The sequence below is a fragment of the Micromonospora sp. NPDC002296 genome (assembly GCF_040296145.1).
Lineage (GTDB): Bacteria > Actinomycetota > Actinomycetes > Mycobacteriales > Micromonosporaceae > Micromonospora.
Window position 1 is genome coordinate 1 of sequence record NZ_JBEOWQ010000035.1, and the last position, 23024, is coordinate 23024.

Consider the following 23024-nt stretch of genomic DNA (forward strand, 5'->3'; position numbering starts at 1 on the left):
CGGCGGGGGCCCCGGGCCGCGCCGGGGGTGAGCACGAGCAGCCCGACGACCGCCGCGACCACGGCGGCGACGGCCGCCTGTCGACGGCCGCCGGACGGGAGGCTCAGCTCACGCGGCATGGGGCACGACGGACTGGCTGGACACGCGGTGCCCGATGCAGCTGCACGTCATCAGCTCCTGCTCGCGCCGGTTCGGCCGCAGGTGCAGGTACATCGCGACCACCATCGGGATGAACACGATCGAGTTGTAGAACAGGTGCAGCTCGACCCGGGGCAGCACGAGCTGAAGAATGCTGGTCGGCACCTTCTGGCCGAAGAACATGGTGCCGCTCTGCACCTGCCACAGCAGCATGAAGTGCTCGATGTGGTGCCAGAACTGGATGGCCAGTGCCACCACCCACCAGGTGTGGGCGCGGCCGACGAAGCCGCGGCGCAGCGCGAAGAGGAAGACCAGCATCACGATGGCGTAGCCGTAGTGCAGCCACTCGGAGGAGACCAGCCAGGGATAGAACTGGCCCAGCACGCCGCGCGCCTGCGGCCGTGGCGTGCCGAGCACCCAGATCTGGTACGCCTGGACCAGGTGCTCGGCCCAGTGCGCCAGCACGATGATGAGGAATCCGTTCAGGGCCGCCTTGTGATGGGCTCCGTTGAGCCGCGCGAGCAGCCCGGACGACGGAGCGGCGGTAAGGGGTTGGGTCATCTTCAGGCACCTTCCGTCAAAACGCGGGGGGAGTCCGCCGTACGACCCGTGGGAACGGGGACAGCGGCTTGCCGCGAAGCTAACCGCCCATCCTGTTCCACGGTTCCTCCAAATTGCTCAGTTGCTGTCGGCAATCTGCCTCTTCCCGGCGCCACGCGGGTGACGGCTCAGGACACGAGCCAGTTGGCGTGGAATCCGCTGGGCACCCGGCCCGGCAGGTGCACGACGGCGACCGGCGGGCCGGTGAAGTCACCCGCGTCGAGCACGACGAGGTCGCTGCGGTCGGTCCGGCCGTCGTAGACGTAGGTCAGCAGCCAGCCGTCGTCCTCGGCGGACAGCGGCCCACGCGGGACGAACACCGCCTCGCCCGCCTCGCGGTACGGCCCGAAGTCGTGCACCGCGACCTCGCGGCGCACCATGTCGTGGCGCAGCAGCGCCGAGCCGCCCAGCACCCCGGCCCCGGACTGCATGGCCACGGTGTAGGCGTACCGGTGCGGCATCGTCTTGCGGCGGTCGTCGATGCGGGGGAACTCCTGCGGGATGTCGTCGAGCTGCTCGGCGCCGACGGTGCCGTGGGTCAGGTCCAGCGTCCACCGCCACAGCGTCGGGGCGGCCTCGCCCGGGGCGTGCAGGTCGCGGTCGAAGACCCGGTCGTAGCGCACCACGTCGACCACGCACCGGTCGTCGACCTCGTAGGCGTTGACGGGGTGGAAGACGTAGCAGGGGTCGACGTCGAACCAGCGCACGTCGGCGCCGCGCCCCTCACGCGGGAGCAGCCCGAGCCGGGCCGGCCGCTGCGGCGACCACGCGTACGGGAAGCGCGAGCCCGCCCGGGCCAGCGCCGGGTTGAAGGTGACCGGCAGGTCGAACAGCACCGAGTGCCGGTCGGTCAGCGCCAGCGAGTGCATCAGTGGCGGGCCGGACACCTCGATCCGCTCGCTGCGGCGCACCCGCCCCTCGGGGGTCAGCACGAGGTGCTCGACGTACGGCAGTTCGTGGTAGTAGGCGACGGCGAACAGCTCTCCGGTGACCGGATCGCACTCGGCGTGCGCGGCGAAGCCGTGCGGCAGGGTGGCGTCGAAGTCGATCCGGGCCACCGACTCCAGCTCGTCGTCGAGCTCGACGGGCAGCACCCCCGCCTCGCCGAGGGCCAGGGTGCGCCCGCCGTGGCGGATGATGTTGGCGTTGGCGTTGTCGGACAGCCCGTGCCGCGGGCCGGGCAGGGCGAGCTCGCCCAGGGCACGGGTGGTGCGGTCGGTGCGGATCCACCGGTTGCGGTACCACAGCGCGCGGCCCTCGCGCAGGCGCACCCCGTGCGCCATGCCGTCGCCGACGAGGGCGTGGCCGGACCGGCCGCCGCCCATCGGGTTCGGCCCGATCCGGACGAAGCAGCCGTTCAACTCGGCGGGCAGCCGGCCGGTGACCGTCAGGTCGAGCTCGGTCGCCTCGGCGGCGACGGGGCGCCGGCTGTCGTGCTGGGGCAGGGTCTGGGGGGCGAGGGCGACGACGCTCATTGGGACCTCCACGAGCTGGCGCGATCTTTTGGTGTATCGCAGTTACGTAACAGCGTTACTTCATCGAACGTACGCCCGACGTGAGATCATGTCAACGTGAGTCCGCGCCGGATCGACCCGAAGTTGGCGACCACCCTGCTGGAGGCCGCAGCCCGACTGCTGGCCGAGGAGGGCGCCGCCGGCCTCACCACGCGCCGCCTCGCCGCCGCCGTGGGCGCCTCGACCACGGCCGTCTACACGCACTTCGGCGGCATGGACAACCTGGTGCGGGCGATGGTGCACGAGGGCTTCGCACGGCTGCACCGGCGGATGTCCACCGTGCGGGCCACCCCCGACGCGGTCGCCGACGTGATGGCCCTCGGGTACGCGTACCGGGCCAACTCGCTCGACCACCCGCAGCTCTACCAGGTCATGTTCGGCAGCGCGGCGCTCGGCGGGTTCGCCCTCGCCGACGGCGACCGGCAGCACGGCAAGTACACCCTCCAGCCGTTGGTCGACGCGGTGGCCCGGGCCACCGAGCAGGGCCGGTTCCGCGCCGGCGACCCGCTGCTGGTCGCGCAGAACATGTGGATCGCCCTGCACGGGCTGGTCAGCCTCGAACTCGGCGGCTACCTGATCGACCCGTACGACGCCGACGTGTGCTTCGAGGCGCAGCTGCGCTCGCTGATGGTCGGCGCGGGCGACGAGCACGAGGCGACGGCCACCTCCCTCGCCCGGGCCCGGCGGCGGCGCTCCCCGCGCACCTGAGACGTCCGTGCCGCCGGCCCGACGGCACGCGGCGGCCTCCTGACGGAAACGCGTCCCCGGGGAACGCCCGGGGGCCGGTGAGCAACGGCGGAGAAGCGACGGGCGGAGCCCGGTGTGATGCTCGTGGCGGGTCCCGAGCACGTCCGTAATGGAAGCGCATCCACTCCTGTGGGTCAGTCCGACAGGATCGCCAACCCTCCACGTACCGAAGGACGCCGATGATGAACGGAATCGATTATCTCGTGGTCGGGTCCGGCTCCGCCGGAGCCGCGCTGGCCGCCCGGCTGAGCGAGGATCCCCACCGCAAGGTCCTGCTGCTGGAGGCAGGCCCCGACTTCGCCACGGTCGCCGACACGCCACCCGACCTGCTCAACGGCAGCGCGATGTCGATGGACATCCACGACTGGCACTACAAGGCAGAGATCACCGACCGGCGGCGGATCATCTACCCGCGCGGGAAGGTCACCGGCGGGTCCTCCGCGGTCGGCGCGACCATCGCGCTGCGCGGCAATCCGGTGAACTTCAACGAGTGGGCCGAGATGGGCAACCCGGCCTGGGCCTGGGACGAGGTGCTGCCGTTCTACAAGCGGCTCGAGGACGACCTGGACTTCGACAACGAGTACCACGGCAAGGGCGGTCCCATCCCGATCCGGCGGTTCTCGGGCGACGAGCTGACCCCGGTGCAGCAGGTGTTCCAGGACGCCTGCCTCAAGGCCGGCTTCCCCGCCATCGAGGACCACAACCACCCGGAGGCCAGCGGCGTCGGCCCGATGCCGTCGAACCGCCGCGACACCCGCACCCGGTTCTCCACTGCCATGGGGTATCTGGGCGAGGCCCGCGGGCGGGAGAACCTGGAGATCCGGTCCGGGGTCCAGGTCAACCGGGTGCTGTTCGCCGGCAACCGGGCGCGCGGCGTCGAGGTGGCCAAGCCCGGCGGCGGCACCGAGGTGATCGAGGCCGGCGCCGTCGTGCTGGCCGCCGGCGCGGTCAACTCCCCGGCCATCCTCATGCGCTCGGGCATCGGGCCCGCCGGCGACCTGCGGCGGCTGGGCATCGACGTGCTGCTGGATCGCCCCGGGGTGGGCGCCGACCTGATCGACCACCCGCGCACCGGCGCGTTCATGGTGCCCGAGCCGGGCACGTTCAACACCGACGACGCCTTCTTGCAGATGCTGCTGCGCACCACCGCACCGGGGTCCACGGAGTTCAACGACCTCCAGTACTACATGATCAACCACTTCGACCTGACGCTCTTCCCGGAGCTGCAGATGCTGGCCGCGGCGAAGACGATCTTCGGGGTGATGGTCGTGCACCAGCGGCCGGAGTCCCGGGGGCGGCTCACCCTCACCTCGGCCGACCCCACCGCACCGCCGGACGTCGTGCTCAACTTCCTCGACACCGAGAACGACATCCAGACCCTCATCGCCGCCGTGCGCCAGTGCTGGCAGTTCATGCAGACGGCGGGCATCCAGGACAAGGGCCAGCGGTTCGTCGTGCTCGGCGAGGAGATGGCCGAGGACGACGAGCTGATGCGTCACTACGTCCGGCTCAGCCTGGACAGCGGCTACCACCCCGTCGGCACCGCCCGGATGGGCGCGACCGGCGACGAGGGCGCGGTGGTCGACGAGCGGCTGCGGGTGCACGGCATCGAGGGCCTGTACGTCTGCGACGCCTCCGTCATGCCGTCGATCGTCAACTGCAACACCAACCTCACCTCGATCATGATCGGTGAGCGCCTCGCCGACTGGCTCAGGCAGTCCTGACCGGTCGTACCGGACACGGGCGTCCCGCGCGGTGTGAATCCGGCGGGGCGCCCGTCGTGCTGCCCTGCCCCGCCCGGGGCAGCGCCTGGCGCCGCTCCCCCACCGCAGCCACCGCGGGCGCGAAACCCGCGCGTGCCCGGCCCTGCTGCCGGCGCACGCGACGTCGACGGCCGGACGCCGAACGGGCCGCCCGCCGGGCGGCGGACGGCCCGCGGAGGCCGACGTGCGGCGCACAGTGCCCTCAGCGGACCGGGCCGGAGCGGGCGGGTGGACCGCCCTCGCCCGGGCCGGTGCACGGCGGGGCCGGTGCACGGGCGGGTCAGTGCACCGGGTCCGGGGACGCCCCGTGGGCGGGGGCGTTGACCTCGACCGGCGGCGGGAACCGGGTGATGAAGTCGCACACGGTCACGTGGGTCGGCACGATCGTGACCAGGGCCATCTCTCTGGTGTGCTCGCGCTTGCTGCGCTCCCACTCCGGCACGTTGTGCTCACCGATCATCCGGCGGGACGCGTCGATGTGCACCTGGGGCAGCCCCTGCTCGACCTCGATCGAGGCCGTGCCGCGGACCAGCATCATCAGCGGCGTGTAGTCGGCGACCGGCGCACCGAGCGCCGCCGCGACCTTCGCGCGGGGCTCTGCCGCCATGGTGTCCACGGTGAAGGACACCTGCGGATGCGCGGCGATCGCCCTGACCTTGTACGCCGTGGTCGGGCTGGCGAAGACGAAGGCCCTGCCGTTCCACACGTAGGCGACCGGGATCGAGCGTGGGTGGCCGTCCAGCCCCACGTACCCGAGCCGCATCAGGATCGGCGCCTCCAACAGGATCCGTACCACCGGGTCGGTGTTCACCAGGCGCGCTATCTCCGGGTAGTCCATGGGTGCCCCTTCTGTACGAGCGGAGCGACGACGGCGCAGACGACGCCCACTCCGTCACGGTGCGCACCCTCCGCCGCGGTCCGATCTCCCGCGCCTCCGGGTGGGCATGTCCACACTGACCAAGTTTGGCGAGGCGTGGAGGCCGCTCCTTCTCTGAGCGTGCCTACCCGAACGAATCCCCGTCCCCGCAATCACGGCGACGGCGGCGAGGCCCCCGGCGGATGGTCATCATCGATGAACCATCCGCCGGGGGCCTCGCCGGTCAACGGTCTCGGCACCAGCCGAGGGGGTGGATCAGCCGCCACGGCGGCCCCGGTGCCGGCCCTAGACCGGGTTCTCGCTGACGGTGCGCGGCACCGGCACCGGCGCGGGCTGCTGCGCCTCGGGGGTCAGCTCCGGCTCCTGCCGCCCGGTGGCCGACGGCCCGGCGGTGGTGCCCCGGTCGCGCAGGCCGAACCAGATCAGCGCCACGGACACCAGGATCACGACGATCTGCACCTGCATGGCGAGGTGGACGCCGTCGAGCACGTCGGTGCGGGCGGCGACGATCGCCCCGAAGATCGGAATGCCGATGGTGACCGCGATCTGCTGGGCCAGGGTGGCCAGGCCGGTCGCCAGGCCCTGCTGCGAGTCGTCCAGCCCGGAGGTGGCGGTCACCGTGTAGGCGACGACGGCCGTGACGTGCCCGAAGTACATCAGGAACAGCGACGGGACGATCAGCAGGAGGCCCGGGGTGGTGGAGGTGCCGGTCAGCAGCAGCGGGACGGTGGTCAGCCCCTGCACCAGCAGGCCCACGGCGAGCACGTTGCGGTAGCCGAAGCGGCCGATCATCCGGCCGGCGATGACGCCGGCGACGACGGCCACCAGGCCCGGCACGCCGAACACCAGGCCGGTGGTGAACGGCTCCAGCTTGAGCACGTCCTGCATGTAGAGGGTGAGGCCGAAGTTGATGCCGCTGGCCATCACGAAGGCGACCATGCCGCCGAAGTTGCCCCACTTGATGTTCGGCCGGTTGAGCAGGGTCAGCGACACCAGGGGCGCCTTCGCCTTCAGCTCGACGAACCAGAAGGCGGCGATGAGCACCGCGCCGACGACGAGCGCGATCCAGTTCTGCATGCTCACGCCGTACACCAGGGCGAGCAGGCCGGCGGTGACCGTGACGGCGCCCGGCACGTCCAGCTTGACGCCGGCCGGACGGACGCTCTCCTTGATCACCAGCGGGGTCAGCACCAGGATGGCGACCGCCACCGGCACGTTGATCCAGAACGCCCAGGGCCAGTCCAGGGCGCTGACGAGGCTGCCACCGACCAGTGCGCCGATGGTGAAGCCACCGGAGAGCAGCGCGCCGTTGAGGCCGAGCACCCGGGCGCGGGCCCGCTCGTCGGACACGGTCGTGATCAGCAGCGCCATCGCGGCCGGGATGGCGATCGCGTTGGCGAAGCCCTGCAGCACCCGGGCGCTCAGCAGCATCGTGGCGTTGGTCGCGAAGCCGCCGAGCAGCGAGGCCACGGTGAGCAGCGCGATGCCGGTCAGGAACAGCCGCCGCCGGCCGAACAGGTCGGCGATCCGGCCGAACAGGAGCGTGAAGCCGGCCGCGGGCAGCGCGTACGCGCTGGCGACCCAGGGAAGGTCGGCCAGGCTGAGCCCGACGCCCTCACCCATCCGCGGCAGGGCCACGTTGAGGATGGAGAAGTCGACCGACAACATGAACTGCGCGCCGAGCAATACGAAAAGGGCAAGTTTCTGCGCGGAGCTGAGCTGCTCCGACGTGCTCTGATTCTCCGCCATGATGACAAACATTAGGTTTCCACGGTCGGGGTACCCATCTCCCTGCCGTGCGTACCACTGGCAGTGGCACCCTGAGCACCCGCCGTGGGGGCCCACCCAACGCTACCCCGCCCCGGCCCTCTTCGAACTTGCTCTATTTCTCACATGGCGGGGAGGGCCGGCCGCCCGGGTGCGACCTCGCACCCGGGCGGTCGGCCGTCGGTCGGTCAGTCGACGAGGACTCCACACCCGACGGTGGTGATCGATCCGGTGAGCCCGCTGGACAGGTCCGAGGCGAGGTACACCGCGGTGCCGGCGACGTCGGCCAGGGTCACCGCCCGGCCCAGCAGCGGGTCGGGCATACCGGGCTTGGCGGCCAGCATGTCCTCCAGCGTCGCCCCGTTCGCCTCGGCCGCGCGCCGCCACGTGTCGCGGACGTACGAGCCGTGCTGCACGCTCTCCGGGATGGCGTCGGGCCGCAGGCAGACCACCCGCACCCCGAACTGGCCCACCTCCCCGGCCAGCTCCCGGGAGAGCGACTCGATGCCGGCGCAGGCCACGCCGAACCCGCCCGAGGGCATCGGCGCCCGGGCCGCCGACGTGGACAGGATGACGATGGACCCGGAGCGCTGCTCGACCATCCGCCGCGCCGCCGCCGTGGAGGTGAGGAACTGGGTGCGGACGAAGGTGTTCATCGGCATCAGGAAGTCGTCCAGGTCCAGCTCGCGCAGCGGGACGCCCTGCACGTGGTCCAGGCCGACGGCGTTGAACGAGACGTCGATGCTCCCGGCCTGCCCGGCGACCAGCGCCGCGTGCTCGTCGACCGACTCCTGGTCGAGCGCGTCGACCTGGTGGGCGTACGCCCGGCCGCCCTCGGCGGTGATCTCCTTGGCGAGCATCTCCACCCGGTCGAGGTGGCGTCCGGCCAGGTAGACGGTGGCGCCCTCGCGGGCGAAGGCGCGCGACACCGCGCCGCCCAGCGCGCCCGCGGCGCCGTAGACGATCGCGGTCCTGCTCTCCAGCAACATGTCTGATTCCCCTCGTCGTGGGCCGGGCCGGCGGTACCGGACCGGGTTCGTCAGACCGACGGGCAGCTCTTGGGGAAATATACATTTTCTGGTGCTTTATTTTGCTTGGTCCCGGGGCGGGCCGGTCACCTCCGCCAACCGCCCCCGCAGGTACCGGCGCTCGGCGTCGTTGCCGGCCAGGTCGAGCGCCCGCCGATACGCCCCGGCCGCCTCGCCGTGCCGGTCCAGCCGGCGCAGCAGATCCGCGCGGACGGCCGGGACGAGGTGGTTCCCGGCCAGCTCGCCCGAGCGCTCCACCTGCTCCAGCAGGGCCAGGCCCCGCTGCGGGCCGAGCGCCATCCCGACCGCCACCGCCCGGTTGAGCTGCACCACGGCCGACGGCGCCAGCTCCGCCAGCTCGGCGTAGAGCCCGGCGATCTGGGCCCAGTCGGTGCGCGCGGCGTCCGGGGCGGTGGCGTGGCAGGCCACGATCGCCGCCTGGACCTGGTACGGGCCGGGCCGGCCACGGCACAGGGCCCGGTCCAGCAGGCCCACCCCCTCGGCCACCCGGCCCCGGTCCCACCGCCGGCGGTCCTGCCGTTCCAGCGGCACCAGGTCGCCGTGGGCGTCGGTCCGGGCGTCGCGCCGGGCCTCGTGCAACAGCAGCAGCGCGAGCAGGCCGAGCGTCTCCGGGTCGTCGGGCAGCAGCCGGGCCAGCAGCCGGGCCAGCCGGACCGCCTCCGCGCACAGCCCGCGCCGCACCAGGTCCGCGCCGGCCGTTGCGGCGTACCCCTCGGTGAACAGCAGGTACAGCACCGCGCGTACCGCCGTGGCCCGCCCGGGCAGCTCGGCTGCCGGTGGCAGCTCGCAGCGCAGGCCGGCGTCGCGGACGCTGCGCCGGGCCCGCACCAGCCGCTGGGCCAGGGTCCCCGGCGGGACCAGCAGGGCGCGGGCGATCTCCGCCGGGCCGAGCCCCACGACGGTACGCAGGGTCAGCGCGACCTGCGACGGCAGCGACAGCGCGGGGTGGCAGCAGGTGAAGATCAGGCGTAGCTGGACGTCCCGGATCAGGGACGGCACCGGCGGCAGCTCGTCGTACGCCGGGAGGACGGCCGCCGCCTCCCGCAGCCGGGCGGCACGTACGGTCTCGTGGCGCAGCCGGTCGACGGCCCGGTTGCGTGCCACGGTGGTCAGCCACGCCCCGGGCCGGCGCGGCACGCCCTCGCACCGCCAGCGCTCCAGCGCGGCGGCGAACGCCTCCTGCACGCAGTCCTCGGCCAGGCTCCGGTCCCGGGTGAGGTCGACGAGGCCGCCGACGAGTTGGTGGTACTCCCGGCGGAACGCGCCGGCCACGGCGGCGTCGACGGTGAAGGTCACCAGGTCCAGACCGGCCTCACCTCGATGGCACCCAGCTCGGCGAACGGGTGCAGGGCGGCGAGTTCGGTCGCCTCGTCGAGGTCCGCGCAGTTCAGCAGGACGAACCCGCCCACCTGCTCCCGGGCCTCGACGAACGGCCCGTCCGTGACCAGCGTGCCCTCGGCCCGGGTGCGGACGGTCCGTCCGGCGCGGCCGGGGCGCAGCCGCTGCCCGCCCGCGAACGCCCCCCGCCGGCGCACCTCGTCCAGCCAGGCCCGGTGCCGGGGATGCTCGTCGATCTCCGCCGGGCTCAGCTCGCCGGTCTCGTCGTGAAAGATCACCAGTGCGTACTCCACGGTCCCCCTCCCAGGTCCGCGCAATACAACGACGGGGAGACCGGGACAGACGCGACCACCCGGTCTTTCACCTGATCGGGGGACATCCCGGTCGATGCCGCACGAGGGGCGTCGAGTCGTGGTACGGGCAGCACGCACGGAGAAGCGGGGCACCGTCGGCTCGGCCAGTCTTGGATCAATCCATGCCCGCCGAGGAGGCATCCCATGCGTCAATCACAGGTCACCGTCAACGGTGTCGACATCGCATACCGTGAGCTGGGCGAGGGGCCGCTGGCCCTGCTGGTGCACGGCTTCCCGTTCACTCCCAACTCGTTCCGGCACCTCATGCCGGTGCTGGCCGACGCCGGCTACCGGGCCGTGGCCCCGTGGACCCGCGGCTTCGCCCCCAGCTCGGTCCCGCCGCCCGGCGGCGAACACATCCGCGACATGGTGGCCGACGTCAACGCCCTGCACGAGGCGCTCGGCGGGGATGAGCGGGCGGTGCTGATCGGGCACGACTTCGGGGCCGCCGTCGCGTGGAGCGCGGTGGTGCAGGAGCCGCAGCGGTGGTCGCGGCTGGTCGCCTGCGACGTGCCGCCGTTCCAGTTCTTCGGCGAGTACCTGCTCGACCCCCGGGGCATCAACGTCCAGGCCCACTTCTGGTTCTTCCAGATGGCCGCCGCCAACGAGCTGGTCGCCGCCAACGACCTTGCCTTCCTGGAGTTCATGCTGCACAAGTACTCAAGGGACGGTTACGACGTCACCCAGGACCTGGCCGACATCCGGGCCGCCCTCGGCACGCCGGAGAACCTGAACGCCGCCCTCGGCATGTACCGCACCAACTTCCCCGCCACGACGTTCGGCGGCCCCGAGTGGGCGGCCGAGCAGGCCGCGTTGTGGGGGGCCCTGCCGAGCCAGCCGACGCTGAACATCTTCGGCGTCCAGGACGTCGCGTTCGCGATGAACGAGGAGAAGCTCGCGCGGATCGTCGAGGCGCTGCCGAAGGGCTCGGTCGGCGCGCTGGTCCCCGACTCGCGACACGTCCCGCTCACCGAGCAGCCGGAGATCACCAACGACCACATCATGCGCTTCCTGGCGGAGACGGCCTGACCGGTCCGGAGGGCTGACCGGCCCCGGCCGGGCGCGGCGGATTCCCCTCCCCGCCCGGCCGGAAACCGTTGGTACTTCCACGGTGGGTACCACTGACAGTGTCATGCTGGTCCGTCATACTGAGTCGCATGAATCCGCTCGGCGAGTTCCTCCGATCGCGACGCGGTGTCATCCGGCCGCAGGACGCCGGCCTGGCCCGTTACGGCGAGCGCCGGCGGGTGTCCGGGCTGCGCCGCGAGGAGCTGGCCCAGCTCGCCGGGGTCAGCGTCTCCTATTACACCAGGCTGGAGCAGGGCCAGGCACACAACGTGTCCGACGAGGTGCTCGACGCGGTCGCCCGAGCGTTGCAGCTCGGCTGCAACGAGCGGGCGCACCTGTTCACGCTGGCCCGCCCTGGCCGGACGGCGCCCGAGCGGGCGGTCCGGGCCAGCTCCGCGCCGCCGGCCCTGCGCCAGATGCTCGCGATGATGCCCGACGTGCCGGCGATGGTGCTCAGCGCCGCGACCGACGTGCACACCTGGAACCCGCTGGGCCACGCCCTGCTCGCCTGGCACCTCGACGAGGCGCCCAACATGAGCCGGTCGGTCTTCCTCGACCCCCGGATGCGCGAGCTGTACACAGACTGGCCGGGCAAGGCCCGCTCCGTGGTGGCGTACCTGCGGATGGCCGTGGGCCGCTACCGCGACGACCGCCGGGTCGTCGGGCTGGTCGAGGAGCTGCTGTCGCGCAGCCCCGAGTTCGCCGGGATGTGGGCCGAGCACCCGGTCAGCACCTGCGAGACGATGACCTACGACATGGCCCACCCGGTGGTCGGCGCGCTGACGGTCAACCAGCACACGCTGCGGCTGGAGGAGGCCCCGAACCTGATGCTGGTGACCTTCACCGTCGAGGCCGGCTCGCCGTCGGCGGCGGCGCTGCGGATGCTCGGCGGGGTCCCCCGGCGCGGCGCGGCCCCGGTGCCGGTCCAGCGGCACAGCGTCGCCGTCTCCTCCTGATCCCGCGCGCCGCCCCGGCGCGGCCCGAACGGACCGCGACCCGGACGACGCACGGCTGGAACGACGCACGCGCAGAACGCCGGCCCCGGTCGCCGCGTCGGCGCGGCGACCGGGGCCGGGCGTTCGGCCCCACGCGCCGGCGGCCGGCTCCCGGCGACGGCCGAAGCCGCCGGCCGGGAACCGGCCGCCGCGGACGGTGGAGTGCCGCCGCACCCCACCGCGCCGCCGTCACTGCGGCGCGGCCTCCGTCGGCTGCTGCTCGGCCGGGCTCTCGTGGCGCACCTGGAACTTGTTCAGCCCGGTCCACCAGTTCTCGCCCGGGTTGGCGGCATTCTCGGCGTCGTAGCGGTCGTGGTGCCGCCACCAGTCCCACGGGTGCGCCAGCTCTTCCTCCTGCCGGCCCAGCGGGGTGACGTCGAGGTAGTTGTAGGTGTTGATGAACACCTCGCCGCCCCGGTCGAACACCGAGCTGGCGTGGAAGATCTTCTCGCCCTCACGGATGAAGGAGCTGACCGCCGGCAGCTCGCCCTTCTCCATGGTGACGTTGAAGTCGTAGTTGAAGTCGCTGCCATACGAGGACACCCACGGGATGTGGCTCCAGCCCATTCGGGCCTTGAACTGCTCGATCTTCTCCAGCGGGGCCCGGGCGATCATCACGAACGAGGTGTCTCGAGCGTGCATGTGCGACAGGTCCCCGACGTTGTCGGCCTGCATCGAGCAGCCGACGCAGCCCTCCTTCGCGTCCGGGGCGAACATGAAGTGCCGGACGAGCAACTGGCGACGCCCCTGGAACAGTTCGAGCAGCGTCACCTCACCGGAGGGCGAGGCGAACACGTACTCCTTCTCCACCGGCACCACGGGCATGGCCCGGCGCGCGGCGCTGAGCTGGTCGCGGGCGCGGGTCAGCGCCTTCTCCTCCTCCAGCAGCCTTTCCCGGGCAGTGGTCCATTCCTCACGCGAGACGATCTGCGGAAAACTCATCGTTCCTCCCTCGACGGTCGCCGCCGGCCCACACGGAGACCGGGCGACACCTGCGACCCTGACACGGCCACGGAGGGGCCGACTTCTCCGCTCGTGCCTTTTTCACCGGCCGGACCCACGCCGGCAACGAGCAATCCGGAAGAGGCCGCGACAGCCGGGATGTGACAGCGTCGATGGCGCTTGGCAGACAGGATTCCGGCCGATCCGGTCGCCCGTTGAGGAGGACATGTGCCCACGATCACCGAAGCACCCAGCCGCGAGGAACTCGTCCAGCGCGCCGCGGACCTCGTCCCGCTGATCCGCAAACACGCGGCGTGGCAGGAGGAGAACCGTCGCCTCCACGACGAGACGGTGGCCGCGATCGAGGAGGCGGGGCTGTTCAAGCTCCGCACGCCCCGCCGCTACGGCGGGTACGAGGTGGACACCCGCACGCTCGTGGCGGTCGCCACCGAGCTGGGCCGGGGCGACGCCAGCACCGCCTGGGTCACCTCCGTGCTGTGGATCCCCACCTGGCTCGCCGGCCTGTTCCCCGACGAGGCCCAGGACGAGGTCTTCGCCACCCCCAACGCGCGGGTGTGCGGCACCAACAGCGTCGGTGGCACGGCCGTCCCCACCGAGGGGGGCGTCGTCGTCAACGGCAGCTGGCACTTCATCAGCGGGGCCCACCACGCGCAGTGGCAGGAGATCGCGGCGGTCCTGCTGCGCCCGGACGCCGAGCCGGAGCCGATCATGGCGCTGATACCGATCGGCAGCCTGGAGATCGTCGACGACTGGTACACCACCGGCCTGACCGCCACCGGCAGCGTCACCACGGTGGCCCGCGAGGTGTTCGTGCCGAGCAGCCACATCATCCCGATGAGCGCGGCCATGATCCCGCAGGGCCTGTCGCACGGCAACGCCGACTCCTCCGTCTGGCGCACCCCGGCCGCGCTGAACGCGGCGGCGTCCGGCGTGGGCGCGGCGGTCGGCGTGGCCAAGTCCGCGCGCGACGAGTTCCTCGACCGGCTCCCCGGCCGGGGAATCACCTACACCAACTACGAGAACCAGAGCGAGGCGCCGGTCACCCACCTGAAGATCGGCACCGCGCTCATGAAGATCGACCAGGCCGAGTTCCACGCGTACCACGCCGCCGACCTGGTCGACAGCAAGGCGGCCAGCGGCGCGGAGTGGACGCTGGAGGAGCGGGCCCGGGTCCGCGCCGACCACGGCTGGGCCACCCGGCTGGCCAAGGAGGCGGTGGACATCTTCGCCTCCGCCAGCGGCGGCTCGTCCATCTACCGTGACGTGCCGATCCAGCGGATCGCCCGGGACATCAACGCGATGAGCCTGCACGGGCTCATCAACGCCGACACCAACACCGAGCTGTACGGCCGGGTCGTCTGCGGACTGGGCCCGAACACCCTCTTCCTCTAAGCCTTCCCCGACGTGGCGAGCCGCCCGGCGCAACCCCCCGCCGGGCGGCTCGTCGCACTCTTCGGCGTCAGCCCAGCGCGGCGACCCGGGGCCGGAGATCGTCGATCAACTCCGGCGGCGCGGCGAGCACCCGACTGCCGTGCACCTCGACGGCCGCGCCGGCCTCCGTGGCGATCACCAGGCCGGCGGCCCAGTCCCAGCGGAAGGCGCGATCCTCGACGTACGCGTCGCAGCGCCCGGCGGCCACCCAGCACAGGGCCAGCGCGGTGGTGCCGAGCATCCGCACCCCGCGTACGTCACCGGCGAGGTCGGCAACGACAGCCGCCTGCACCCTGCGGTGGGCGACGTCGTACGCGTACCCGCTGGCGAGGATGACCTCGTCGAGGGCGGTGCCGGCGGGCCGGACCAGCGGGCTGTCGCCCAGGTACGCGCCCCGGCCCCGGACGGCGTGGAACAGCTCGTCGTGCACCGGGTCGAGGATCACCCCGACGACCGGCTGCCAGCCGTCGGCCGTCTCCTCCTCGCAGGCCACGCTGACGCACCAGAACGGTATCCCGGACACGTAGTTGACCGTGCCGTCCAGCGGGTCCAGCACCCAGCGCAGCCCGGAGCCACCGACGTGTCCGCTGCCCTCCTCGGCCAGGATGCCGTCGTCGGGCCGGCGGGCACGCAGCAGCTCGACGATCCGCGCCTCGCTGGCCCGGTCCGCATCGCTCACCGGGTCGGTGGACGCCGTCTTGTAGTCGACCCGGCCGTGGTCGCCGAAGCGCCGCAGCAGCTCCCGCCCGCCGAGGCGCGCCGCCTCCTCGGCGACCCGCCGGCAGTCGTCCAGCTCAGCGTCACTGATCATCGCGCTCTCCTCGCCACGTTCGGGGACGATCATGATCGTCGCACCGGGGCGGGGCGGGCACCACTCGCCCCCGTGAACCCGGTCCCCAGCGGCGCAGGCGGCGGGCACAGGGGCCGTCGTGGTCGGCGTCCGGCAGGCACCGCCGGGCATCCGCCGGTCGCGGAAGACCGGCGGCGTACGTGCTGGTCGTCCCCGGGAGACACGGTGGTCTCCCCCGGGTCGGCCCGAGCTACCCACCATCTCTATTCGCGTCCTGCCTCTGGCTGCCGGGGCGCAGTACGGCGCGCTGAGGTCGTACCACGAGAAAGAGCGCGCCCGGCGGGGTCGCCGGGCGCGCTCTTCGGTCTGTGCTCTCAATCGATCCTGTCGGCGGGGGCCCGGTTCACACCCGGCTCGGGGTCGCCGACAGGTCGCCGGTCGGGTTCGTTGCCCGCACGCGGCGGGAGACGATGATGCCGAAGACAGCGGCGGTGAAGAACATGACGAAGCCGTACGTCACCGACGGCATCGCCATCGTGGAGTTGTCGAGCAGCGTCGGGCTCATCCCGATGGTGATGGCCAGGCTGGCGTTGTGCAGGCCGATCTCGAACGCCGAGGCGATCGACTCCCGCTCGCCGACCTTGAGCAAACGCGGGCCGAAGTAGCCGATCGCCATGCTGATCAGGTTGAACGCCAGCACCGCGAGGATGATCTCCCCGAGAATGTCGAACACCTCCGCGCCGATGCCGGCGATCACGCCGGAGATCATCACGATCAGCGCCACCACCGACAGGATCTTGACGGTGCGTTCCAAGCGCTGGGCGGCGGCGGTGAACTTCGCGCGGATGGCCATGCCGATGGCGATCGGGATCAGGACCAGGGCGAAGACCTGGATCACCTTGTCGAACTGGAGGCCGAGCGAGCTGTCCGATCCGACGAAGGCCGACACCGACAGGTTCACGATGATCGGCAGCGTGAACAGCGCCAGCACCGAGTTCACTGCGGTCAGCGAGATGTTGAGCGCCAAATCACCCTTGAACAGGTGGCTGTAGAGGCTGGCCGTGCTGCCGCCGGGCGAGGCGGCGAGCAGCATCATGCCGACCGCCAGCTCGGGGCGCAGGTTGAACGCGACCACCAGGCCCAGGCAGATCGCCGGCAGGATCAGCATCTGGGAGACCAGGCAGACCACCATCGCCTTGGGATATCTCACCACTCGGCGGAAGTCCTCAAGGGTCAGGGTAAGGCCGAGCCCGAGCATGATGATGCCCACGATGATGGGGAAAAGTATGAGGACCGCACCGCTACTCATAATCATTCTGCCTTCTGCTCGTAAGAGATCCATGAGTTTCACATCGGCGATCGACACCATGCTTCTCGAAACTTGCCCTGTGCGAGGCCGGTATCCACGCCAGGTGCACAGTGGACCAAGACCACGCAAAACGGCAGGTGGAGCGGCCGAGACCCTGGACGGACAGCGATCGGAAGCTGCGCCAGCTCCTCCGGGAAGCACTCGACGAGGCGAGAATTCGGGACGTCTGCGTCCATGCCGGCTTCACCCTCAACGACATGGACAAGATGCCGGTCCTCCACTAAAAGGCTTTCCAGCCGGGCAACTCTACGTGAATCTGCGCGGGTTCGACCGTGACAGCACCCAGGTCGAGCCCCTGATCCCTGGCAGCCCGAGCTGTGTCGTACTGGTCGCGGCCCGCAACGAACTTCCCGGCCTGTATCTGCGCGGCGCGCGGCTGGTACGCCTCGACGTACTCGACGCGGAGCAATCCCGGCGGATACTTGTCGCGCACCTCGGCGTTGACCGGGTCGAGGCCGAGCCTGACGCCGCAGCCGAGCTGGTGGGGTTCTGCGCTGGTCTGCCCTTGGCGATCAACGTCGTCGCGATCCGGTTGGCCACCCGCCCCGCCCTGCCTCTACGGGCGGTATGCGCTGAACTGCGCGTCGAGTCGGCCCGACTCGACGGTCTCGACAGCGGTGATCTCTCCGGCAACGTCCGCGCCGTCATCTCGTGGTCCTATCGAGGGTTGGATGACGGATCGGCGCGAATGCTCCGGTTGCTCGGCGTCGCGCCCGGCCCAGACATCAGTCTCACGGCCGCCGCCCGGCTCACAGCCGAACCGGTCGCCCGCGCTCGCGCGCTGCTCGGCCGTCTGGAAAACGCCCACCTCGTGTACCAGCACCGGCCAGGCCGCTACCGGATGCATGACCTGATCCGACTCCTCGCCATCGAGCAGGCCGGCCCGGACAGCAAGGACGAAGTCCGCCGGCTGATCGACTTCTACCTGCACACCGCGCTCAGCGGCGCCAAGGTGCTCGACCCGCACCGGCGGCACGTCGACGTCGGTCCTCCGGTCTCGGGGGCCGGTCCGCTCACCTTGACCGAGACGGCCGAGGCCCGAGACTGCTTCCAGGCCGAGTACGCGTGCCTGCTGGCCGCAGCCCGCGTGGCGCGGGCGCGGCACTGGCATTTGGTCGTGTGGCAACTCGTCTGGGCGCTCACCACCCAGCAGCGTCAGCAGGGCCACCTGCACGACTACATCGCCACCTGGGAAATGGGGCTCGCCGCCGCCGGCCGTCGGAGCGCGACACGCGCCTCGGCGGGCCCGTCTGCTCTCCGACACCGGCACGGCCCTGCCCCACCCCCGGACTCTGCCGATCTTGCACTTCGGGCCCGAACAAAAGATGCAAAAGCCTCACCACGGGGGCCGAAAGTGCAAGATCGCGGGGGTGGGGTGGGGTGGGGTGGGGGCTTGTCCCCCGCGCGAGCTACCCGCAAGTGTCCACCGCGTGGTGACGATTCCTGACCGGCGACTCCATAGCGTTCGACGTGGCCGCTGCGCTCCGGCCGGACCTCGTTGAAGGAGTCATCATGCGTTTCTCGAAGCAGTTCCTGGCCGTTGTAGCGGTCGCCTTGGTCGGTAGCCAGGCCGTCGCCGCGGTGGCGGGGAGCGCCTGGCTCGCCCTGCCCCTGGGTGTGTTGACGGCGGTGGCCGCGATCTTCGTCTACGCGTGGGTGGTGCGGCGCACCGAGCGCCGCGAGGTCACGGAGGTGGCCCGGGCCGGCGCCGGCGCCCGGATCGCCCGGGGGGCGCTGATCGGGGTCGGGATGTTCGCGGCCGTCATCCTCAACATCGCCTTCGTCGGCGGCTACCACGTCCACGGCCTGGGCTCGGTGACGGGTGCGGTGGGGCTGCTCGGGTTCATGGCCGCCGCCGCCACGACCGAGGAGTTGCTCTTCCGGGGCGTCCTGTTCCGCATCGTCGAGGAACGCACGGGTACCTGGATCGCGCTGTTGCTGACCGGCGTGGTGTTCGGCCTGATGCACCTGCTCAACCCGGACGCCAGCCTGTGGGGCGCGGTCGCCATCGCGATCGAGGCCGGCTTCATGCTCGCTGCCTGCTACGCCGCCACCCGCAACCTGTGGGTGCCGATCGGCCTGCACTTCGGCTGGAACTTCGCCGCGGGCGGCATCTTCAGCGTCGTGGTCTCCGGCAACGGCGAGTCGAAAGGGCTGCTGGACGCCACGACGTCGGGCCCGGCCGTACTCACCGGCGGCGACTTCGGGCCTGAGGGAAGCCTGTACACGTTGGCGGCGGGTGTAGCGCTGACCCTGGTGTTCATGTGGCTGGCCCACCGCCGCGGTCACCTCGTCCCGCGTCGCCGCGCGGTCGGCGTCGAGCGGGCGACCGCTACGGTTTCCTGATGATCGGCCTTCAGACGGTCCCGGGCTCATGGCGGCGGTGGGACGTCACGGTCCGGGATCTCCCGTTGGCGCTGCTGCTCGTCCTCGCGTCGGTGGTGCCGGCGCTGCACAACCACGGTACGCAGCTCGGCGATCTGCCGGGGCGTCCCTTCGACGCGCTGACCGTCGGGGTGGTCGCCCTGGAGTGCCTCCCGCTCGCCGTCCGCCGACGCTGGCCGGCCGTCTGCCTCGCGCTGGTGTCGCTCGGCTTCGCGATCGACCAGCTCCGCGCCTATCACACGGTCGCGGGCTCCGCGCTGGCCATCGCGCTGGTGAGCGCGGGGGCCCACCTGGAACGCCGTCGGCGTACCACCATGGTCGTGGGCTCCGCCGCGTACGTGGCGCTGGCCGTCGCGCTGGACCGGCTCGGGTCGACCGAGGGCGTGACCGGTTTCGCCACGTTCTACCTGGCGCTGGCGATCGCCTGGGGCATCGGGGCCTGGCTGCGGCAGTCCCGGGCCGCCGAGGCCGAGCGCCGCCGTCACGTCGCCGTGACCGCCCGCGCCGCCGAACGCACCCGCATCGCCCGCGAACTCCACGACGTGGTGACCCACCACGTGACGGCGATGGTGGTGCAGGCCGAGGCGGCGCGCTACCTGACCGCCGCCCCCGAACGCCTCGACACGAGCCTGACGGCCATCACCGACACCGGCCGGCGGGCCATCACCGACCTGCGGCACCTGCTCGACCTGCTCAACCCCGACCACAGCGCCGAGCCGCGTACACCGTCCGTCGGCGAACTCCGCGCCCTCGTGGAGCAGACCCGGCAGGCCGGGCAGCCGGTGGAGTTCACCGAGGAGGGCACGCCGGCCGGGACGACCGGCGGCGCCGAGCTCGCGGCGTACCGGGTCGTGCAGGAGGCGCTGACGAACACCCTCAAGTACGCCCACGGCAGCCGCACCACTGTCCACGTGCGCCACGGCGAAAGGGAGATCACCGTGGAGGTCAGCACCGACGGCTCGGGCTCGTACGCCACGGCCCCCGGTGGGGGCGGGCGCGGCCTCGCCGGGCTCCGCGAACGCGTCGGCGTGCTCGGCGGTGAGTTCAGCGCGGGACAACGGGCGGGCGACGGCTTCGTCGTGCGGGCCACCATTCCCACCGGGAGCCCATCGTGACCGCGCCGGTCCGGGTGCTGGTCTGCGACGACCAGGCGCTGATTCGCACCGGCTTCGCCACGATCATCGACGCGCAGCCCGACCTCGAGGTCGTCGGCGCGTGCGGGGACGGGCGCGCGGCGGTCGACCTCGCCGGCCGGCTGCACCCGGACGTGGTCGTGATGGACGTACGGATGCCGGTGCTCGACGGGATCGGGGCGACCCGCCTGCTCGCCGGCGCCGGGGTGGCCCACCCCGTCAAGGTGCTCGTGGTCACGACGTTCAACCTCGACGAGTACGTGTACGAGGCGCTGCGCGCGGGAGCGAGCGGGTTCCTCCTCAAGGACGCCCCGCCGGCGCAACTGCTGCACGGCATCCGCACGGTCGCGAGCGGGGCCGCGCTGCTGGCGCCCGAGGTGACCCGGCAGCTCGTGGGCAGGTACGCGGCGCGGATCCGTCCCGCCGAGGGCACGCCGCAGAACGTGGGGCTGACCCCGCGCGAACTGGAGGTGTTGCGCCTCATCGCCGACGGCCTGTCCAACGGCGAGATCGCCGCGACGCTGGTGATCAGCCACGAGACCGTCAAGACGTACGTGTCGCGCATCCTCACCAAGCTCGACCTGCGCGACCGGGTGCAGGCGGTGGTCTACGCCTACCGCGCCGGCCTGGTGACCTGAGAGCGCCGGCGGGAGCGGCCGGGTAGCGGAGTCTGCGGTGAGGCATGGAGAAGACCGAGCGGGCGAGGGCCGGGCGTCGGCCCGCTCCCCCCGTGAGGAGCGGGCCGACCGTAGGTGGGAGGGCCGGCCCGGCTAGGCGGGCTGCTCCGCGTACGGGCGCGTCCGTTCGGCCCACCGCAGTCCCATGTACTGCCCCTGGGCGTGGGCGGGAGCGAGGCTGAATCGGAGTTCCAGCGAGCCGGCCGTGTGCCAGAGTTCACCGATCGTGTGGACGATGACGCCGACGAGCGCAAGGCGCGAGGAGAGTCCCGCCGCTGCGGCCATCGCGGCCATGCCGACGAAGAACGCCAGACCCGCACGCCGCATGGCTCTCCCGGCGGTGATGCTGTCGGTCACTCCCCGGCTGGCCCTGATCTGGAGCAGCACCACCAGGGCGGTGTTGACGAATGCTCCCGCGCCGATCAGCCACCGGGGTGCGCTGGTGTGTCCGACGATCCAGAGCGGCAGTGCGAACAGAAGCACCTGATGGTGGATCGACATGATGCCGTCGAGCACGGTCACGGCCACGTACGACCGGTCCCTGAGCACCCCCCCAGCGGCTGGCCGTCCGCGGTGCGGGAACGGGCGGCAGCGACGGCAGCGCGGCGATGACGGCGGCGCTGGCCGCGAAGGTGAGCGCATTGCCCAGCACCAGTGCCAGGTAGGCCGGACGCGAGGCGTACTACACCGCGAAGCCGGTGGCCACGGCGGAGCAACTGCCGGCGAGGTTCGCGATCGAGCGCAGGTAGGCGCGGTATCTGGTGAGGTCGGCACCGCCGACTCCGCGAACCAGCGGGCCACGCGCGGCTCCCCCCGCCGAACGAGCGAGTTCGCTCAGGCAGAGCGCCACCAGGAACATCCAGAACGACTGGACGAGGACCAGCGCCGTCATCGCCACGCCCTGAATGACGAGCATCCACAAATAGATCTCTCGCGGTCCCCGCCGGTCGGCGAGGTGCCCGACCGGTACGCCGGTCAGGAGGCCAACGGCGGCCGCGATGCCCATTCCGATGCCGACCTGAGCCAGGGAAAGTCCGACGACACGGGTGAAGAAGAGCGCGGCGCTGACCATGAAGACGCCGCTGCCGATCATGTTGACGAACGTCGCCAGCGCGAGAATCCGTTGCGGACGCGTATCCGGGATCAACCCCCGCCGGACCAGCGTCGACGGCTTTCGGTCCTCCTCTTCGGTCGAGTTTCCACCCGATGGATGGCTGTTCTTCTGACCCTGTAAAACCTGCACGGAATTCGGATCCTTTCCCCGTTGATTCGGCTGCGAACTTAGCCAGATCACCCGGGGCGGGTAATCAGCAAATCGTTCGATACCGGGGACCACCGGCCCGTGCTAAATTTCTTAGCATCGGGAAGAGGCCGGCAGGTTCAGCCGATCCCCGTCGGCCACGGTCTGCGGCACGGGCATCGCACAGATCCCGGCGACCCCGCCGCGTGGCGCGGCCCTCCCGCAGGTGGACCGGTCAGGATTCGAGAAGGCGCGGCTCGTCGCCCGCGGCTAGCGTGAATGATCACGCCGACCACGGTGACGGACGAGAGGAGCGGCACCTACGTGAGCGCTGCGTCGAAGGCCAGCAAGGAAAGCAGACCGGGCAAGTCTCCCGAGGAGAGCTTCTCCGAGGTCGAGCGCGCCGCCGTCAAGGACCGCGCGGCGGAGTTGAAGGCGGAGGCTCGTCGCAGCAAGAGCGCGAACAAGGCGGCGGCCGACGAGAAGGATGTGCTCGCGAAGATCGCCGAGATGGCGCAGCCGGACCGTGCGGTGGCCGAGCGCCTGCACGCCATCGTCGCGGAAGCCGCCCCGGAGCTGGCCCCGAAGCTGTGGTACGGCCAGCCTGCCTACGCCCGCGGTGGAAAGGTGGTGTGCTTCTTCCGCAGCGGCCAGGTGGACAAGGAGCGCTACTCGTCGTTCGGTTTCACGGCGGAGGCGACGCTCGATGAGGACCACGGCATGTGGGCGACGTCTTTCGCCGTGACGGAGTTGGGCGAGAAGGGCGAGGCGGCGATCAGGAAGCTGCTCAAGAAGGCCGTGCGCAGTTGACCAGATCAGCGAATGGG

At 71.5% G+C, this 23024-nt stretch carries 22 protein-coding genes; 10 read left to right on the forward strand and 12 right to left on the reverse strand.

Going from position 1 to position 23024, the window contains the following annotated elements:
* Nucleotides 1-108 precede the first annotated feature (108 nt).
* Nucleotides 109-699, reverse strand: a complete 591-nt coding sequence (locus ABT023_RS22580) for a hypothetical protein (RefSeq protein ID WP_350888372.1) — start codon at nt 697-699, stop codon at nt 109-111.
* A gap of 167 nt (nt 700-866) precedes the next feature.
* The gene (locus ABT023_RS22585; RefSeq protein ID WP_350888373.1) at nt 867-2213 is read right to left on the reverse strand and encodes a carotenoid oxygenase family protein; all 1347 of its coding nucleotides are present in this window, start codon (nt 2211-2213) and stop codon (nt 867-869) included.
* Nucleotides 2214-2309: 96 nt separating this feature from the next.
* Between ABT023_RS22585 and ABT023_RS22590 the strand changes: the two genes are divergently transcribed.
* Entirely contained in the window at nt 2310-2960 is a 651-nt protein-coding gene (locus ABT023_RS22590) for a TetR-like C-terminal domain-containing protein (RefSeq protein ID WP_350888374.1), read from the forward strand.
* 221 nt (nt 2961-3181) lie between these two features.
* Nucleotides 3182-4723 (forward strand): GMC family oxidoreductase, encoded by a 1542-nt coding sequence (locus ABT023_RS22595; protein WP_350888375.1) that lies wholly within the window; start codon nt 3182-3184, stop codon nt 4721-4723.
* Nucleotides 4724-5042: 319 nt separating this feature from the next.
* On the opposite strand, the gene ABT023_RS22600 is transcribed toward ABT023_RS22595, so the two are convergent.
* From ABT023_RS22600 to ABT023_RS22620, 5 genes are all read right to left on the reverse strand, one after another.
* The gene (locus tag ABT023_RS22600; RefSeq protein ID WP_350888376.1) at nt 5043-5600 is read right to left on the reverse strand and encodes a pyridoxamine 5'-phosphate oxidase family protein; all 558 of its coding nucleotides are present in this window, start codon (nt 5598-5600) and stop codon (nt 5043-5045) included.
* Between the two features lie 324 nt (nt 5601-5924).
* Entirely contained in the window at nt 5925-7388 is a 1464-nt protein-coding gene (locus tag ABT023_RS22605) for an MFS transporter (RefSeq protein WP_350888377.1), read from the reverse strand.
* Between the two features lie 206 nt (nt 7389-7594).
* Entirely contained in the window at nt 7595-8395 is an 801-nt protein-coding gene (locus ABT023_RS22610) for an SDR family NAD(P)-dependent oxidoreductase (protein ID WP_350888378.1), read from the reverse strand.
* 96 nt (nt 8396-8491) lie between these two features.
* The gene (locus ABT023_RS22615; protein ID WP_350888379.1) at nt 8492-9751 is read right to left on the reverse strand and encodes an RNA polymerase sigma factor; all 1260 of its coding nucleotides are present in this window, start codon (nt 9749-9751) and stop codon (nt 8492-8494) included.
* Nucleotides 9748-10086, reverse strand: a complete 339-nt coding sequence (locus ABT023_RS22620) for a YciI family protein (RefSeq protein WP_350888380.1) — start codon at nt 10084-10086, stop codon at nt 9748-9750. The genes ABT023_RS22615 and ABT023_RS22620 overlap by 4 nt, the downstream gene beginning before the upstream one ends.
* A gap of 204 nt (nt 10087-10290) precedes the next feature.
* Here ABT023_RS22620 and ABT023_RS22625 point away from each other — a divergent pair, with 204 nt between their 5' ends.
* Both ABT023_RS22625 and ABT023_RS22630 read left to right on the forward strand, forming a co-directional pair.
* Nucleotides 10291-11175, forward strand: coding sequence for an alpha/beta fold hydrolase (locus ABT023_RS22625; protein ID WP_350888381.1), 885 nt, complete (start codon nt 10291-10293; stop codon nt 11173-11175).
* Between the two features lie 128 nt (nt 11176-11303).
* Complete coding sequence (locus tag ABT023_RS22630) at nt 11304-12170, forward strand: helix-turn-helix domain-containing protein (protein WP_350888382.1); 867 nt, start codon at nt 11304-11306, stop codon at nt 12168-12170.
* Between the two features lie 228 nt (nt 12171-12398).
* On the opposite strand, the gene ABT023_RS22635 is transcribed toward ABT023_RS22630, so the two are convergent.
* On the reverse strand, nt 12399-13151 hold the full coding sequence (locus tag ABT023_RS22635) for a DUF899 domain-containing protein (RefSeq protein ID WP_350888383.1): 753 nt from the start codon (nt 13149-13151) through the stop codon (nt 12399-12401).
* A gap of 228 nt (nt 13152-13379) precedes the next feature.
* Between ABT023_RS22635 and ABT023_RS22640 the strand changes: the two genes are divergently transcribed.
* Nucleotides 13380-14564 carry an acyl-CoA dehydrogenase family protein gene (locus tag ABT023_RS22640; RefSeq protein ID WP_350888384.1) on the forward strand — a complete coding sequence of 395 codons (1185 nt, stop codon included), beginning with the start codon at nt 13380-13382 and terminating at the stop codon, nt 14562-14564.
* Between the two features lie 67 nt (nt 14565-14631).
* Here ABT023_RS22640 and ABT023_RS22645 read toward each other — a convergent pair whose 3' ends face one another.
* Together ABT023_RS22645 and ABT023_RS22650 are read right to left on the reverse strand one after the other, a co-directional pair.
* Nucleotides 14632-15414, reverse strand: coding sequence for an inositol monophosphatase family protein (locus ABT023_RS22645; protein WP_350888385.1), 783 nt, complete (start codon nt 15412-15414; stop codon nt 14632-14634).
* Between the two features lie 382 nt (nt 15415-15796).
* Nucleotides 15797-16702 (reverse strand): bile acid:sodium symporter family protein, encoded by a 906-nt coding sequence (locus ABT023_RS22650; protein WP_350888424.1) that lies wholly within the window; start codon nt 16700-16702, stop codon nt 15797-15799.
* A gap of 310 nt (nt 16703-17012) precedes the next feature.
* Here ABT023_RS22650 and ABT023_RS22655 point away from each other — a divergent pair, with 310 nt between their 5' ends.
* The 4 genes from ABT023_RS22655 (at nt 17013) to ABT023_RS22670 (ending at nt 20918) form a co-directional block, all read left to right on the forward strand.
* On the forward strand, nt 17013-18209 hold the full coding sequence (locus tag ABT023_RS22655; RefSeq protein WP_350888386.1) for a hypothetical protein: 1197 nt from the start codon (nt 17013-17015) through the stop codon (nt 18207-18209).
* Nucleotides 18210-18274: 65 nt separating this feature from the next.
* Nucleotides 18275-19108 (forward strand): CPBP family intramembrane glutamic endopeptidase, encoded by an 834-nt coding sequence (locus tag ABT023_RS22660; protein WP_350888387.1) that lies wholly within the window; start codon nt 18275-18277, stop codon nt 19106-19108.
* Complete coding sequence (locus ABT023_RS22665) at nt 19108-20262, forward strand: sensor histidine kinase (RefSeq protein WP_350888388.1); 1155 nt, start codon at nt 19108-19110, stop codon at nt 20260-20262. Before ABT023_RS22660 ends, ABT023_RS22665 begins: the two co-directional genes overlap by 1 nt.
* Nucleotides 20259-20918 (forward strand): response regulator, encoded by a 660-nt coding sequence (locus ABT023_RS22670; RefSeq protein ID WP_350888389.1) that lies wholly within the window; start codon nt 20259-20261, stop codon nt 20916-20918. The genes ABT023_RS22665 and ABT023_RS22670 overlap by 4 nt, the downstream gene beginning before the upstream one ends.
* 132 nt (nt 20919-21050) lie before the next feature.
* Here ABT023_RS22670 and ABT023_RS22675 read toward each other — a convergent pair whose 3' ends face one another.
* Together ABT023_RS22675 and ABT023_RS22680 are read right to left on the reverse strand one after the other, a co-directional pair.
* On the reverse strand, nt 21051-21485 hold the full coding sequence (locus ABT023_RS22675; RefSeq protein WP_350888390.1) for an MFS transporter: 435 nt from the start codon (nt 21483-21485) through the stop codon (nt 21051-21053).
* 154 nt (nt 21486-21639) lie between these two features.
* The gene (locus tag ABT023_RS22680) at nt 21640-22293 is read right to left on the reverse strand and encodes an MFS transporter (RefSeq protein WP_350888391.1); all 654 of its coding nucleotides are present in this window, start codon (nt 22291-22293) and stop codon (nt 21640-21642) included.
* Between the two features lie 228 nt (nt 22294-22521).
* On the opposite strand from ABT023_RS22680, the gene ABT023_RS22685 reads away from it, so the two are divergent.
* On the forward strand, nt 22522-23007 hold the full coding sequence (locus ABT023_RS22685) for an iron chaperone (protein ID WP_350888425.1): 486 nt from the start codon (nt 22522-22524) through the stop codon (nt 23005-23007).
* The last annotated feature ends 17 nt before the right edge of the window (nt 23008-23024 follow it).